Here is a 15,120-nt window from a genome sequence, read left to right on the forward strand (position 1 = left end):
ACAGCAGGAGACACCCATGCCCACGCCCCCCGACGGTCCTTTCAACTTCGCCGAGCACCTGTTCGCGCTGCACCGCCGGCGCGGCGACCGGCTGGCCTACATCGACGACCGCGGCCCGCTCAGCTACGCCCAGCTGGAGCAGCGCGCGCGCCGCCTGGCGGATGCGCTGCTGGCGACCGGCCTGCGCCGCGAAGAGCGCGTGCTGCTGCTGATGCTGGACACGCACGACTGGCCCGTGAGCTTCCTGGGCTGCCTGTACGCGGGCCTGGTGCCGGTGGCCGTCAACACCCTGCTGACGCCCGCGGACTACGCCTACATGCTGGAGCACAGCCGCGCCCAGGCTGCGCTGGTCTCCGGTGCGCTGCTGCCCGCGCTGCAAGCCGGCATGGAGACCGCCCGCCACGAACTGCACACCACCATCGTCTCGCAGCCCGTCGGGACACTGGCGGCCGGCGCGCTGGAGTTCGAGGCCGCATTGGCCGCTGCGCAGCCCGCGCCTGCGCCCGCACCGACCACCGGCGACGAGCCCGGCTTCTGGCTCTACTCCTCGGGCTCCACCGGCCGGCCCAAGGGCACGGTGCACACCCAGCGCAACCTGTGGTGGACCGCCGAGCTCTACGGCAAGGGCGTGCTGGCGCTGACCGACAAGGACGTGTGCTTCTCCGCCGCCAAGCTGTACTTCGCCTACGGCCTGGGCAATGCGCTGACGTTCCCGCTCTCGGTCGGCGCCTGCGTGGTGCTGATGGCCGAGCGGCCCACGCCCGACGCGGTGTTCAAGCGCTGGACCGAACTGCAGTGCAGGCCCACGGTGTTCTTCGGCGCGCCCACGGGCTTTGCCGGCATGCTGGCCTCGCCGCGGCTGCCGCAGCGCGCCGACGTGGCGCTGCGCATGTGCTCCTCGGCCGGCGAGGCGCTGCCGGCCGAGATCGCCGAGCGCTTCAAGGCCCGCTTCGGCGTGGACATCGTCGACGGCATCGGCTCCACCGAGATGCTGCACGTGTTCCTGTCGAACCGGCCCGACGACGTGCGCTATGGCACCACCGGCAAGCCCGTGCCGGGCTACGACATCGAACTGCGCGGCGAAGACGGGGCGCCGGTGGCCGTGGGTGAGGTCGGCGACCTCTACATCCGCGGGCCCAGCGCCGCGCTGATGTACTGGGGCAACCGCGACAAGACGCGCGAGACCTTCCAGGGCGGCTGGACCAAGAGCGGCGACAAGTACGTGCGTGACGGCGATGGCTACTACACCTACGCGGGCCGCAGCGACGACATGCTCAAGGTCAGCGGCATCTACGTGTCGCCGTTCGAGGTCGAGTCCACGCTGATGCAGCACCCCAGCGTGCTGGAGGCCGCCGTGATCGGCACGCCCGACGCCGATGGCCTCACGCGCACCAAGGCCTTCGTGGTGCTCAAGGACGGCCAGCAGGCCGACGAGGAGCAGCTCAAGGCCTTCGTCAAGGAGCGCCTGGCGCCCTACAAGTACCCGCGCCAGATCGCCTTCCTCGCCGAGCTGCCGAAGACGGCGACCGGCAAGATCCAGCGCTTTCGGCTGCGCGAGCAGGAAGCCAGGCTGTGAGCGACAGCGTCGCCATCGACTGGCGCGGCCGCCGCGTCGAGATCGAGCTCGCCTGGCTGCCCGCCGCGCAGCCCAAGGCACCGCTGCTGGTGTTCCTGCACGAGGGCCTGGGCTCGCTGTCGATGTGGAAGGACTTCCCCGCGCGCCTGTGCCAGGCCGTGGGTGCGCGCGGCCTGGTGTTCTCGCGCCCGGGCTACGGCCGCTCCACGCCGCGCGCCGAGGACGAAACCTGGGGCCTGGACTTCATGCACCGCCAGGCCGACGAGGTGCTGCCCGCGCTGCTCGATGCGCTTGACGTGTCGCAGCCGGCCTGGCTGTTCGGCCACAGCGACGGCGGCTCCATCGCACTGCTGCACGCCGCCAGCCACCCGGCGCGCGTGGCCGGCCTGGTGCTGCTGGCGCCGCACATCTTCGTCGAGGACATCACGCTGGCCAACATCCGCCGCGCGCGCGAGGACTACGAACACGGCAGCCTGCGCGCAGGCCTGGCGCGCCACCACGACGACCCCGATTCGGCCTTCTGGGGCTGGAACCGCATCTGGCTGCACCCGCCCTTCGCGCGTTGGAACATCACCGACGCGTTGGCTGCGATCCGATGCCCGGTGCTGGCCATCCAGGGCCTGGACGATGCCTACGGCACGCTGGCCCAGGTCCGCGGCATCGCCGAGGGCGTGCCCGGCACCGAACTGCTCGAGCTGCCGCAGTGCGGCCATTCCCCGCACCGCGATCAGCCCGAGCAGGTGATCGCCGCGACGAACGCATTCATTCACCACCGGAGACAACGATGACCGCACACCTGACCCGCCGCGCCACCCTGGCGATGGCCGCCTTCGCCCTCGCGGGCAGCGCCCATGCGCAAAGCGGCGAGAAGCTCAAGGTCGGCCTGATGCTGCCCTTCAGCGGCACCTACACGGCCCTGGGCGTGGCCATCGAGAACGGCTTCAAGCTCTACGTGGACGAACAGGGCGGCAAGCTCGCAGGCCGCGAGATCGAGTACTTCAAGGTCGACGACGAGTCCGACCCGGCCAAGGCCACCGAGAACGTCAACAAGCTCATCAAGCGCGACAAGGTCGACGTGATCATCGGCACCGTGCACTCGGGCGTGGCCATGGCCATGGCGCGCGCGGCCAAGGAGAGCAACACGCTCCTGATCGTGCCCAACGCGGGCTCGGACGCCGTGACCGGCCCCATGTGCGCGCCCAACATCTTCCGCAGCTCGTTCTCCAACTGGCAGTCCTCCTACGGCATGGGGGTTGTTGCGGCCAGGCAGGAAAAGAAGAAGACCGCGATCACCATCACCTGGAAGTACGCCGCTGGCGAAGAGATGACCAACGCCTTCAAGGAAGGCTTCGAGAAGGAAGGCGGCAAGGTCAGCAAGCAGCTCACGCTGCCGTTCCCGAACGTGGAGTTCCAGGCGCTCTTGACCGAGATCGCTGCGGCCAAGCCCGATGCCGTGTTCGCCTTCTTCGCCGGCGGCGGCGCCGTGAAGTTCGTCAAGGACTATGCGGCCGCGGGCCTGAACAAGACCGTGCCGCTGTACGGCTCGGGCTTCCTGACCGACGGCACGCTGGAGGCCCAGGGCGATGCCGCACAAGGCATCCTGACCACGCTGCACTATGCCGACGACCTGACCGTGCCCAAGGACAAGAGCTTCCGCACCGCCTATGCGAAGGCCTTCAAGCTGCAGCCCGACGTGTACGGTGTGCAGGGCTACGACGCGGCGCAGATCCTGCGCGTGGGCCTGGATGCCGTGAAGGGCGATGTGGCCAAGAAGCCCGAGTTCGCGGCCGCCGTGGAGAAGGCGAAGTTCGACAGCCCGCGCGGCACGTTCACGATGTCCAAGTCGCACAACCCGGTGCAGGACATCTACCTGCGCAAGGTCGATGGCAAGGAGAACAAGGTCGTGGGCATCGCGTCGAAATCCTTGTCCGACCCCGCACGCGGCTGCAAGAACTGAGATCGCCCCACCGCAGCAGGGCGCCGCGCGCCCTGCCCTCTTTCGTCTAGCCGGGGGATCACCGCCGTGGACCTTGCCACCTTTCTCGTGCAGTGCCTGAACGCCGTGCAATACGGGCTGCTGCTGTTCCTGCTGGCCTCGGGGCTCACGCTGATCTTCGGGATCATGGGCGTGATCAACCTGGCGCACGGCAGCTTCTACATGCTGGGCGCCTACATGGCCTTCGCGCTGTCGCCGCTGTTCGGCAACAACTTTCTGTTGATGCTGCTGGCCGGCATGGTGCTGGCGGCCGTCTTCGGCTACGTGCTGGAGTGGGTGTTCTTCAGCTACCTGTACCAGCGCGAGCACCTGCAGCAGGTGCTCATGACCTACGGCCTGATCCTCGTGTTCGAGGAGTTGCGCGCCATGCTGGTGGGCAACGACGTGCACGGCGTGCCCGTGCCCGACTGGCTGGCCGGCAGCTTCGGCCTGGGCGGCATCATGCAGTACCCCTGGTACCGGCTGTTCGCCTCGGGCGCCTGCATCGTGCTGGCGCTGGCGCTGTACTTCGTCGTCAACCGCACGCGGCTGGGCATGATGGTGCGCGCTGGCGCGAGCGACCGCGACATGGTGCGCGGCCTGGGCATCGACATCCGGCGCCTGTACCGCACGGTGTTCGCGGCCGGCGTGGCGCTGGCGGCGCTGGCCGGCATGATCGCCGCGCCCATGGCCTCGGTCTATCCCAACATGGGCGCCAGCGTGCTGATCATCTGCTTCGTGGTGGTGGTGATCGGCGGCATCGGCTCGATCACGGGCGCGCTCGTGGCCTCGCTGCTGGTCGGCTTCGTCGACACCTTCGGCAAGGTCTTCTTCGCCGAACTCGCGGGCATCGGCATCTACGTGTTGATGGCCATCGTGCTGGTCTGGCGGCCCGAAGGGTTGATGGGGCGGCGCGCATGAACACGAGCGCGCTTGCCATGCCCACCACACCCGTCTCCACGTCGCATCGCGTCACCGGACTGCTCCCGCTGGCCGTCGCCGTCGCACTGGGCATCGCCGGGCCCTTGCTGGGCGGCTACCTGGCCGACCTGCTGGTCAAGGTCATGGTGCTGGCCATCTTCGCGCTGAGCCTGCAGCTGCTGGTCGGCATGACCGGCCTGGTCAGCCTGGGCCATGCGGCCTACTACGGCATCGGCGCCTATGTGACCGTGCTGGCCTCCGGCGACGGCGGCGGAAACCTGTTCTGGCTGATGTTCCTCGCGATGGGCGCTGCCGCGCTGTACGCGCTGGCGGTCGGCGCCCTGTCGCTGCGCACGCGCGGCGTGTACTTCATCATGGTCACGCTGGCCTTCGCACAGATGGCCTACTTCGTGTTCCACGACACACCGGTCGGTGGCGGCAGCGATGGCATCTACCTCTACGTGCGCCCCGCCGCGGGCGCGCTGGACATGGAGAACCGCACCGTGCTGTTCTACGTGGTGCTGGCTGCGCTGGTGTTCACCTACGGCGTGCTCGCGGTGGTGCGCCGCTCGCGCTTCGGCGCAGCGCTGGCCGGCATCCGCGTGAACGAGCAGCGCATGCGCGCCGCTGGCTTCCCCACCTACGGCTACAAGCTCGCGGCCTTCGTGCTGGCCGGCGCGCTGGCCGGTCTGGCGGGCTTCCTCGTGGCGGCGCGCGACGGCGTGGTCAATCCCGAGATGCTGTCCTGGCACATCTCGGGCGAGGTGCTGCTGATGGTGATCCTGGGCGGCATCGGCCACCTGCGCGGCGCGGTGCTGGGCGCCGTGGTGTTCACGCTGCTCAAGGAGCTGCTGGGCACGCACGCGCTGATCGGCCCGCTGGCCGACCACTGGCAGCTGACGCTGGGCCTGGCCATCATCGGTTTCGTCGCGCTGCTGCCCAAGGGGCTGATCGGCCTCGTGAAAGGCAAGCAGCCATGAACGCGCTGATGCAGGTCGAAGGCCTCACGCGCCGCTTCGGCGGGCTGGTCGCGGTGAACGCCGTCACGCTGGATCTGCGTGTGGGCGAGGTCCATGCCGTGATCGGCACCAACGGCGCCGGCAAGTCCACGCTGATCAACATGCTGTCGGGCGAGATCGCGGCCTCCGAGGGTCGCATCACCCTGGATGGCGAGGACATCACGGCCCGGCCGCAGGCACGCCGCGCACTGGCTGGCGTGGGCCGCAGCTACCAGCGCACCACCATCTTCCCGGAGTTCACGGTGCACGAGAACTGCCGCCTGGCCGCGCAGGCCGCCACGCCGCGGCCGTGGGCGATCTGGCAGTCCGCGCGCGCCTGCGCCACCAGCGGCGGCGCGGCCGATGCGGCGCTCGAAGCCACCGGCCTCGCGGCCCTGGCCACGCACACCGCCGGCCAGCTGAGCCATGGCGCCAAGCGCCAGCTCGAGGTCGCGATGTGCCTGGCGACGAAGCCGCGCGTGCTGTTGCTCGACGAACCACTGGCCGGCATGGGCGCAGAGGAGACCGAGCGCATGCTGGGCCTGCTCGAACGCCTCAAGCCTGTTCACGCCATCCTGCTCGTGGAACACGACATGGACGCCGTGTTCCGCATCGCCGAGCGCATCACGGTCATGGTCAACGGCGCCGTGATCGCGAGCGGCGACCCCGATGCGATCCGCAACGACCCGCAGGTGCGCAGCGCCTACCTGGGCGAGGAGGAATTGACATGAGCCCCCACACGCATCGTTTCACGTATCGTTGCCCCCCGAGGGGGCGCTTCAGCGCCTTCGGGCGGCCGGGCGGCGCTGAATGATCCGCTTCGACGACCTGCACACCTACTACGGCGACAGCCACATCCTGCACGGCGTGGCCGGCGAGATCCCGGCCGCCACAGCCGTCGGCCTGCTGGGCCGCAACGGCATGGGCAAGACGACGCTCATCCGCACGCTGATGGGCTACGTGCGCCCGGCGCAGGGCCGCGTGCAATGCGATGGCCGCGAGCTCGCGGGCCTGCCGCCCGAGAAGATGGCGCGGCTGGGCATCGGCTACGTGCCCGAGGGCCGCGGCATCTTCCCCAACCTCTCCGTGCGCGAGAACCTGGTCATGGCAGCACGTGCCGGCGTGGACGGCAAGAAGGCCTGGACTTACGAGCGTGTGCTGGAGACCTTCCCGCGCCTGGCGGAACGCTTGAACAACGGCGGCAACCAGCTCTCGGGCGGCGAGCAGCAGATGCTGTCCATCGGCCGCGCGCTCATGACCAACCCACGGCTGTTGATCCTCGACGAGGCCACCGAGGGCCTGGCGCCGCTGATCGTGGCCGAGATCTGGCGCGTGATCGCACAGGTCCGCAGTACCGGCATCGCCACGCTGATCGTCGACCGCGACTGGCGCAAGGTGCTGGCGCACACGGACCGCGCGCTGGTCATGGAGAAGGGGCAGGTCGTGCTGCAGGGCGACTCCGCGGCGCTGCTGGCCGATCCGCAGACGCTGGGCGAGCGGCTCGGCGTGTAGGGATTTCGTTCACAACAAGGGGAGACACCATGAACCGTTCGATCGCACCTCTGGCCGGCGCCGCACTGGCCACCGTGGCGCTGCTGGGCGCCTGCGGCGGCGACGATGCACCGCCGCCCATTCCGGACCGCGCCGCCTTGCAGCAGGCTTGCCCGAGCCTGGCCGGCAAGACCGTGGAGGCCAACGCCATCGGCCTGCCCAGCGGCGCAGCCACGGTGGCGCAGGCCACGCTGGTGGTGGCCGCCGGCGACCTGCCCGAGTACTGCCAGCTGCTGGGCAGCATCGCTGCGCGCACGGCCGGCGCCGACGCCATCCGCTTCCAGATCAACCTGCCGACCAGCTGGAACGAAAAGGCGCTGATGGTGGGCGGCGGCGGCTTCAACGGCACGCTGATCAATGCCACGGCAGCGTTGCGCGACGCCGCGCCAGGCCAGCCGCTGCCGCTGGCCACGGGCTACGCCACCTTCAGCACCGACTCGGGCCACGACGCCACGGCCTACAACGCCACCGATCCCGGCAAGTTCGCACTCAACGACGAGATGTTCGAGAACTTCGCCCATGCGTCGTACAAGAAGGTCAAGGACGTCGCCCATGTGCTGCTGCGCAGCTACTACCTGCGCGCGCCGGCCAGGCAGTACTTCTACGGTGGCTCGGAGGGTGGGCGCGAGGGCCTGACGATGGCGCAGCGCTACCCGGCCGACTTCGACGGCATCGTCTCGGCCGTTCCCGTGATCCACTGGACCGGGTTGTTCAACGGCTTCCTCGCGTTCACGCAGCCGCAGTTCGCGGGCGGCACGCTGAGCACGGCCAAGATTCGCCTGGTGGCCAACGCGGTCAACACCGCCTGCGACGCGCTCGACGGCCTGGCCGATGGCGTGGTCAACAACTACCTGGCCTGCCCGGCGCGCTTCAGCCTGGACAGCCTGCGCTGCGCGGCAGGCGCTGACGCGGGTGACAGCTGCCTGTCCGATCCGCAGCTGGCGACCTTGAAGGCGGCCTACGGCCCGATCCAGCTGCCGTTCACACTGGCCAACGGCATCACGACCTACCCGGGCCGGCTGTTCGGCGGCGAGATCCAGCCCGGCGGCGAAGGCATCGGCCGCTGGGTCAGCACGGGCCAGGTCCCCTCCGTGCCCACGCCGCTGGCGAGCGACGCGCGCGGCGTCAACTACGGCAGCAGCTACGCGCGCTACGTGATCGCGCGCGACGCCAACTTCGACGTGCGCACCTACAGCGCGGCCAACTTCGCCGGCCGCATCCAGGCCGTGTCCGCGCTCATGGACGCGACCAACCCCGACCTCACGGCCTTCTTCCGGCGCGGCGGCAAGCTCATCGTGCGCGAGAACGCGGGCGACATGGCGCAGAGCGCGCAGGCCGGCATCCAGTACTACCAGAGCGTGGTGGCCAAGCTGGGCCAGGCCGAGGTGGACCGCGCCATGCGCCTGTACGTCTCGCCCGCCTCCAACCACGGCGGCACGGCCGCCAGTCTCACGACGGGCGTGGAAGTGCCGACCCAGCACGACATGCTGAACACGCTGGACCAGTGGGTCAGCTCGGGCCAGGCGCCGGCCGATGCGCTGGTGCAGGTGCGCAAGGCGACCACGGCGCCCTACGCCACGCTGGCCACACGGCCGCTGTGCCGCTACCCGAACTACCCGCAGTACGTGGCGGGAGACACGCTGGACGCGGGCAGCTACCGCTGCGCGGTGTCGGCGCCCTGACGGGCCAGGAGCGCGCGCCGCTCAGGCGCGCAACAGCTGCGCCAGCTCGCGCAGGCCCAATGCGGTGGCGCCCTGGCGCAGCGGGAAGCGTTCGGTGCCGGGATAGACCACGTAGCGCTCGGTGATGCCCAGGTCGTCGCAGGCCACGCCGAAGCCCTTGTCCAGACTGGGCGCCGTCGAGCGTTTGATCTCGATCGCGATGGCCGGCCGACCGCCCTGCTCCAGCACCAGATCGATCTCCGCGCCGGCATGCGTGCGGTAGAAGTACGGCGCGCGCCGCGTGCCGGCCGCCTGGACCAGGCTCGCAATGCAATGGCCCTCGTAGCTCAAGCCGCTGACGGGGTGGCCCAGCAGGTCATTCAGGGTCTGCAGTTCGAGCAACGCATGCAGCACGCCGCTGTCGCGCACATAGACCTTGGGCGACTTGACCAACCGCTTGCCGACGTTGCCGGACCAGGGTCGCAGGCGCAACACCAGGCGCAGGTCCACGAGCAGGTCGATGTAGCGGTCGATGGTGGGGTTGGACACGCCCAGCGCGCTGGCGATGCGGGCCTGGTTCAGCACGCCGCCCTGTTGGTGCGCCAGCATGGTCCACAGGCGTCCGATGGCCTCGGCCGGCATGCGCGGCGCGAACATGGGCACGTCGCGCTCCAGGTAGCTGCGGATGAAGTCGCGCCGCCAGTCCAGGCTGCGCCGGTCGTCGATGGCCAGCAGGCTGTCGGGAAAGCCGCCGCGCAGCCACAGCTGGGCGTCGGCGATGCCGGCCTGCGCCGCCTCCTGGGTGTCGACCGGCGCCATGTCCACATAGGCGACGCGGCCCGCGAGCGTCTCGCTGGACTGGCGCATCAGGTCCAGCGCGGCGGAGCCCAGCAGCAGGAACTGCCCGCTGCGCAGACCGTCCTGGCGACGCTCGTCGATGATGCCGCGCAGGACCTCGAAGATGCCTGGTGCACGGTGGATCTCGTCCATGACCACCAGGCGCCCCTGCTGTGCCCGCAGGTAGGCGTCCGCGTCCTCCAGGCGCAAGCGGTCCGCCGGCCGCTCCAGGTCCAGGTACACGGCGCCGCCCGGCCATTGCGCGGCGATCTGCCGCGCCAGCGTGGTCTTGCCGACCTGGCGTGGGCCAAGCAGCACCACGGCCGGCATGTCGCCGAGGCGATCGCGCAGGAAAGCGTGAGCGGAGCGATTTAACATCCTTGCAATATTAACGTCAGACGTTAGATTTTCAATATTAAACGGCGGCCAAGTCCTCTGACTATTCGCGAATCGCGAATTTTCCGCTCGCACTGCGGCCGATTGTTTTTGATTTCCTGCATCACTACCATGCGCTCCACATTTCATGGAGCGCCACCGCGATGCAAGCAAGCACCTTCGAACCGATCACCGAACCGAGCCGCCAGACCCCTGTCTTCGGCGCCTATGACGTGGTGGTGCTCGGCGGCGGGCCGGCAGGCATCGCCGCCGCCGCCGCCAGCGCGCGCCAGGGCCGCAGCACGCTGCTCGTGGAGGGCTACGGCTTCCTGGGCGGCATGGGCACGGCGGCCGGCGTGACCAACTTCTGCGGCCTGCACGCCAACGTGCACGGCGAGGTGCGCCAGGTCGTGCACGGCATCGCCGACGACCTGCTGCAGCGCATGGACGCGCTGGGCGGCCTGCGCGAACCTCACCTGCTGTTCGGCGGCAAGATCGCCGCCCAGGCCTACGACAACGCGGCCTTCAAGCTCGCGGCCGACGACGTGGTCGTGGGCAGTGGCGCGCAGGTGCTGTTCCACGCACAGGCCGTGGGCGTGCAGATGGCGGAGCCGGGCCGCGTGTCTGCGCTGCTGCTGGAGACCAAGTCGGGCCGCCGCGCCGTGCTGGGCCGGATGTTCATCGACTGCTCGGGCGACGGCGACCTGGCCACCTGGGCCGGCGCGCCGTTCGAGAAGGGCCGCGACGCCGAGGGCCAGGGCGAAGACATGATGTACCCGTCCACCATGTTCCGCGTGAACGGTGTGGACGCGGCACGCGCCGGCGACATCTGGAACCGCTTCGACGGCCTCATGGAGCAGGCCGAGCGCGAGGGCTGGCGCTTCGCGCGCAAGACGCCCATCATCCGGCCGCAGAAGAACCCGGCCGAGTGGCGCGCCAACGTGACCCAGCTGTCCAACGCGGAGGGCGGCCCGGTGGACGGCACCAATGCGCTGGAGCTCAGCGCCGCGGAGATCGAGGGCCGGCGCCAGATCCTGAACTTCTTCCGCTTCCTGCGCGCCTACGCGCCGGGCTTCGAGAACGCCTACCTGCTGGAGATCGCGCCGCAGGTCGGCGTGCGCGAGACGCGGCGCGTGCTCGGCGACTACCAGCTCACCGCGCGCGACGTGCTGGACTGCGCAAGCTTCGCCGACACCATCGGCGTCAACGGCTGGATGATCGAGGAACATGTGGCAGGCAACATCGCCTTCCAGTGGCAGGACATCCCGCGCGCACGCGGCTACAACCACCTGCCCTTGCGCATGCTGCTGCCGCGCACCCTGGACAATGTGCTGGTCGCCGGCCGCTGCGCCTCGATGACGCACCTGGGCCAGTCGGCCGCGCGTGTGTCGGGCGCCTGCTTCGTGATGGGGCAGGCGGCCGGCACCGCGGCCGCGCAGGCGCTGCAGCACGGGCAGGACCTGCGCGCCATCGACGTGCCGGCGCTGCAGGCACAGCTTGCGCAGGACGGCGCCTGGCTGGGCCGCGACGATTGACCAACGCTTCAGGAGAGAGACTTTGAACAAAGAGACAAGACGCGCGGCCCTGGCCTGCCTGGCATCCTGCATGCTCGGCGCCACGTTGGGCCCGGCCCAGGCCGCCGACCCCACCTGGCCGACGCGGCCGGTCCGGCTGCTCGTGGGCTTTCCGGGCGGCTCCACGCCCGACATGGCGGCGCGTGCGCTGGCCGACCCGCTGAGCCGCGCGCTGGGCCAGCCCGTCATCGTCGAGAACAAGCCCGGCGCCTCCGGCAACATCGCGGCCGACCAGGTCGCCAAGGCCACGGACGACCACACGCTGGGCGTCGTGATCAACGGCAACCTGACCTCCGCCAAGCTGCTCAACCCCAAGCTCAGCTACGACCCGCAGAAGGACTTCAGCGAGATCTCGCTGCTGGCCACCGCGCCGCTGGTGCTGGTGGCCGCGCCGCAGCTGCCCGACGGCGCGGCCTTCTTCGCCGCCATGCGCCAGGCCGGGGCCAAGGCCAACTACGGCTCCGTCGGCGCCGGCTCGGTCGCCCACCTGGGCATGGAGCTGCTCAAGAGCAAGTCGGGCATCGCGCCAGTGCACGTGCCCTACTCCGGCAACCCCGCGGTCGTCACCGCCATCATCGGCGAGCAGGTGCAGATGGCGCTGGTGCCGCCCGGCGTGGCCATGCCGCAGGTGCAGGCCGGCAAGCTCAAAGCCATCGGCGTCACGAGCGGGCGCAGCGCGCTGGTGCCCTCCGTCGCGCCGCTGGCCGATGCCGGCGTGAAGGACTTCAACCTGGAGGTCTGGACCGCGCTGGTCGGCCCGGCCGGCCTGTCCAAGGCCGCGCAGGCGCGGCTCGCGGCCGAGGTGCCGCGCATCCTGCGCGAGCCCGAGACGCGCACGCGGCTGCTGAACCAGGGCTGGCAGGCCGTGGGCACCTCCAGCGAAGGCCTGCACCAGCGCGTGAAAGACGAGACCGCGCTGCTGGGCGGCATCATCCGGGCGCAGAACATCTCGGTCGACTGACGCCCACCGCAGCCCCGGCTTGGACACGCTCTCGAACCTGCGGACCTTCCTGGCGGTGGCGCGCACCGAGAGCTTCTCGGCCGCGGCGCGCGAACTCGGCATCGCGCCCTCGGTCGTGACCAAGCGCATCGGCCAGCTCGAAGCACAGGTCCAGGGTGCGCTGTTCGAACGCACGACACGGCGCGTGCGCCTCACGCCGGTGGGCCGCGCTTACCTGCCCGCGGTGCAGCGCGTGGTGACCGACGCGCAGGAGCTGTTCGCCCACCCGGTCGGCGACCAGCTGCAGGGCCAGCTGCGCATCAAGGCGCCAACCTCGGTCACGGTCTGCCTGGTCGGCCCGCTGCTCGAGCGCTTCCAGCGCCTGTACCCGCTGCTGCACCTGGAGGTCGTCGCGCTGGACCGCGCCGTGAACCCGGCCGAAGAGGGCTTCGACCTGGCGCTGACCCTGATGCCCGACACCTATGCCGGCGTGGTGGAAGAGCCGCTGTGCCCCATGCCGCGCACGGCCTGCGCGGCGCCGCAGTACCTGCACGCGCGCGGCACGCCGCGCCACCCGAGCGAGCTCAAGGACCACGCCATCCTGAACTTCCTGCCGACCGGCAGCACCTGGAGCTTCGGCAGCGCGGCGGGCCGCGTCAGCGTCAAGGTGCAGCCGCGCCTGAACACCAACGAGGCGCAGCTGCTGCTGTCGGCCGCGCTGGCCGGCAACGGCATCGCCATCCTGGGCGACTACCTGGCCCGGCCCGCGCTCGACAACGGCGCGCTGCTGCCGCTGCTGGCGGACTTCCCGCTGGACGCGTTCTGGCTCAAGGCCCTGCTGCCCGAGAACCGCGCCAACGTGCCCAAGGTGCAGGCCCTGGTGCGCTACCTGCAGGCCGAACTCGCGCCGAGCGGCAGCGCCTGAGCGCCGCGCGCACGCAGACGGTCAACCCGGCACGCGGCGGCGCAGGGCCGGCAGGTCCAGCACCGTGATGCCGCCGTAGCCCACCGCGATCAACCCGGCCTCCGCCAGCCGGCGCAGCGCCGCATTGCAACGCTGGCGCGACAGGCCCGACAGGTTGGCGATCTCCTCCTGCGAGACGGCCAGGTGCGGATCGCTGCCCGGGTGCAGCCAGGGATGGAACAGGCCGACCAGCGCGCGCGCCACCTGGCTGTCGGTGTCCAGCAGGTGGTGGGCCGCGAAGTTGCCCAGGAACCAGTGCATGCGCTCGTTGATCTGGCGCAGCAGGAAATGGTCGAAGGCACGCTCGGTGGCGTGCAGCCACTGGAAGGTCTCCACCGGCATCAAGGCCACGCGGCTGGGGCGCAGCGCAACGATGTCGGCCGTGCGCGGCACGGCGCGCAGCAGCGTGCCCTCGCCGAACCAGCTGCCGCGCGACAGGCCGCCCAACGTGACCGAGCGGCCGTCCTCGGCCGTCACGGCCCACTTGAGCAGGCCGTCGATGGCACCGTACCAATGCTGCGGTTCGTCGCCCATGCGGCACAGCGCGGCGCCGGCCGCCACGTCCACCTGCTGCATCTCGGCGCGCACGCGCTCGCGCGCGGGCGCGTCGAGCGCGGGGAACCAGGCCGAACCGTCGAGCAGGCGGTCCAGCGAGGAGGCGTCTTCGGGCGGAGCAGCGCGGCGCATGGTGGGGGTCGCCACCATAGCAGCCGCGGCCGCGCACCGCGAAAACCCTGAGGCCGAATGTCGTCGCGATGACTGAATGCGTGCGGCCCGCGGACCACCATGCCGCATCCCCACGCAACGGAGACAGCATGTCCAGACGCAAGGTCATCGTGACCGTCGCCCCCACGGGCGGCATGGCCCACAAGTCGCAGAACCCCCACCTGCCCACCCAGCCGCAAGAGATCGCCGACGACGTCGTGCGCTGCTGGAACGCGGGCGCCAGCGTGGTCGCGCTGCACGCGCGCCGGCCCGACGACGGCGCCACCTGCAACCCCGCCATCTACCGCGACATGAACCAGCGCATCCGCGCGGCCGGCTGCGACATCGTGCTCAACAACTCCACGGGCGGCGGCGTGCACGGCGACATGGTGCGCCCGCTGGCCGGCGAGCGCTGGGAGATCGCCTGGGACGAGCGCACCAAGGGCATGGACGCGGGCGCCGAGATGTGCACGCTGGACGCCACCACGCTGAACCTCTCGTTCGAGGGCAAGGAGATCCTGATGGACACGCCGCTGTCCAAGGGCCGTGCGCTGGCAGCCGGCATGAAGGCACGCGGCATCAAGCCCGAGTGGGAGGTGTTCAGCCCCACCCACATCCTGCAGGACGTGACGACGCTGATCGGCGAGGGCCACGACGACGCGCCGCACTTCATCAACCTGGTCATGAACGTGCACCGCAACTTCCAGAACGCGATGCCCTACTCGCCGCGCTTTTTGCAGCAGATGGTGGACACGCTACCCGCCAACAGCATCTTCTGCGTGAGCGGCATCGGCCCGTCGCAGCTGGAGGCCAACGTGGCCGCGCTGCTGCTGGGAGGCCATGCGCGTGTGGGCCTGGAAGACAACCTGTACTTCCGCCAGGGCGAGCTGGCGACCAACGTGCAGCTGACCGAGCGCATCGTGCGCATCATCCGCGAGCTCGACATGGAACCGGCCACGCCCGCAGAGGCGCGCCAGATCATGGGCCTGCCGAGGCCGGGAGCGCCCCGCCCGGAATTCGCCCCCAACAACCGATAGGAGACG

The 15,120-nt window shown here is 70.2% G+C and carries 14 protein-coding genes; 12 read left to right on the plus strand and 2 right to left on the minus strand.

The window, feature by feature from the left end; translation table 11 throughout:
- The first annotated feature begins 16 nt into the window (after nucleotides 1–16).
- The 8 genes from ASF45_RS07680 (at nucleotide 17) to ASF45_RS07715 (ending at nucleotide 8,703) form a co-directional block, all read left to right on the plus strand.
- The gene (locus ASF45_RS07680) at nucleotides 17–1,576 is read left to right on the plus strand and encodes a benzoate-CoA ligase family protein (protein ID WP_056659544.1); all 1,560 of its coding nucleotides are present in this window, start codon (nucleotides 17–19) and stop codon (nucleotides 1,574–1,576) included.
- Nucleotides 1,573–2,364, plus strand: coding sequence for an alpha/beta fold hydrolase (locus tag ASF45_RS07685; RefSeq protein WP_056659546.1), 792 nt, complete (start codon nucleotides 1,573–1,575; stop codon nucleotides 2,362–2,364). The genes ASF45_RS07680 and ASF45_RS07685 overlap by 4 nt, the downstream gene beginning before the upstream one ends.
- Nucleotides 2,361–3,533 (plus strand): ABC transporter substrate-binding protein, encoded by a 1,173-nt coding sequence (locus ASF45_RS07690; RefSeq protein WP_056659548.1) that lies wholly within the window; start codon nucleotides 2,361–2,363, stop codon nucleotides 3,531–3,533. Before ASF45_RS07685 ends, ASF45_RS07690 begins: the two co-directional genes overlap by 4 nt.
- A gap of 66 nt (nucleotides 3,534–3,599) precedes the next feature.
- A complete protein-coding gene (locus ASF45_RS07695; RefSeq protein ID WP_056659550.1) occupies nucleotides 3,600–4,472 on the plus strand; it encodes a branched-chain amino acid ABC transporter permease in 873 nt (290 codons plus the stop codon).
- 17 nt (nucleotides 4,473–4,489) lie between these two features.
- A complete protein-coding gene (locus ASF45_RS07700) occupies nucleotides 4,490–5,452 on the plus strand; it encodes a branched-chain amino acid ABC transporter permease (protein WP_056659552.1) in 963 nt (320 codons plus the stop codon).
- Entirely contained in the window at nucleotides 5,449–6,201 is a 753-nt protein-coding gene (locus tag ASF45_RS07705; RefSeq protein ID WP_056659554.1) for an ABC transporter ATP-binding protein, read from the plus strand. Before ASF45_RS07700 ends, ASF45_RS07705 begins: the two co-directional genes overlap by 4 nt.
- 79 nt (nucleotides 6,202–6,280) lie before the next feature.
- A complete protein-coding gene (locus ASF45_RS07710; protein WP_056659556.1) occupies nucleotides 6,281–6,982 on the plus strand; it encodes an ABC transporter ATP-binding protein in 702 nt (233 codons plus the stop codon).
- A 29-nt stretch (nucleotides 6,983–7,011) separates the two neighbouring features.
- Entirely contained in the window at nucleotides 7,012–8,703 is a 1,692-nt protein-coding gene (locus ASF45_RS07715) for a tannase/feruloyl esterase family alpha/beta hydrolase (protein ID WP_056659559.1), read from the plus strand.
- Between the two features lie 21 nt (nucleotides 8,704–8,724).
- On the opposite strand, the gene ASF45_RS07720 is transcribed toward ASF45_RS07715, so the two are convergent.
- On the minus strand, nucleotides 8,725–9,849 hold the full coding sequence (locus ASF45_RS07720) for an ATP-binding protein (protein WP_235580846.1): 1,125 nt from the start codon (nucleotides 9,847–9,849) through the stop codon (nucleotides 8,725–8,727).
- A 209-nt stretch (nucleotides 9,850–10,058) separates the two neighbouring features.
- Here ASF45_RS07720 and ASF45_RS07725 point away from each other — a divergent pair, with 209 nt between their 5' ends.
- From ASF45_RS07725 to ASF45_RS07735, 3 genes are all read left to right on the plus strand, one after another.
- Nucleotides 10,059–11,429, plus strand: a complete 1,371-nt coding sequence (locus tag ASF45_RS07725; RefSeq protein WP_056659563.1) for an FAD-dependent oxidoreductase — start codon at nucleotides 10,059–10,061, stop codon at nucleotides 11,427–11,429.
- 70 nt (nucleotides 11,430–11,499) lie between these two features.
- Nucleotides 11,500–12,429 carry a tripartite tricarboxylate transporter substrate binding protein gene (locus ASF45_RS07730; protein WP_056659565.1) on the plus strand — a complete coding sequence of 310 codons (930 nt, stop codon included), beginning with the start codon at nucleotides 11,500–11,502 and terminating at the stop codon, nucleotides 12,427–12,429.
- Between the two features lie 19 nt (nucleotides 12,430–12,448).
- Nucleotides 12,449–13,333 carry a LysR family transcriptional regulator gene (locus ASF45_RS07735; protein ID WP_056659567.1) on the plus strand — a complete coding sequence of 295 codons (885 nt, stop codon included), beginning with the start codon at nucleotides 12,449–12,451 and terminating at the stop codon, nucleotides 13,331–13,333.
- Nucleotides 13,334–13,354: 21 nt separating this feature from the next.
- On the opposite strand, the gene ASF45_RS07740 is transcribed toward ASF45_RS07735, so the two are convergent.
- On the minus strand, nucleotides 13,355–14,059 hold the full coding sequence (locus tag ASF45_RS07740) for a Crp/Fnr family transcriptional regulator (RefSeq protein ID WP_056659569.1): 705 nt from the start codon (nucleotides 14,057–14,059) through the stop codon (nucleotides 13,355–13,357).
- Between the two features lie 128 nt (nucleotides 14,060–14,187).
- Between ASF45_RS07740 and ASF45_RS07745 the strand changes: the two genes are divergently transcribed.
- Nucleotides 14,188–15,114: a 3-keto-5-aminohexanoate cleavage protein gene (locus ASF45_RS07745; RefSeq protein ID WP_056659571.1), complete on the plus strand. Its 927-nt coding sequence runs from the start codon at nucleotides 14,188–14,190 to the stop codon at nucleotides 15,112–15,114.
- The last annotated feature ends 6 nt before the right edge of the window (nucleotides 15,115–15,120 follow it).

Source organism: Pseudorhodoferax sp. Leaf265 (assembly GCF_001422365.1).
In the GTDB taxonomy this organism is placed as follows: Bacteria; Pseudomonadota; Gammaproteobacteria; order Burkholderiales; family Burkholderiaceae_C; genus Pseudorhodoferax.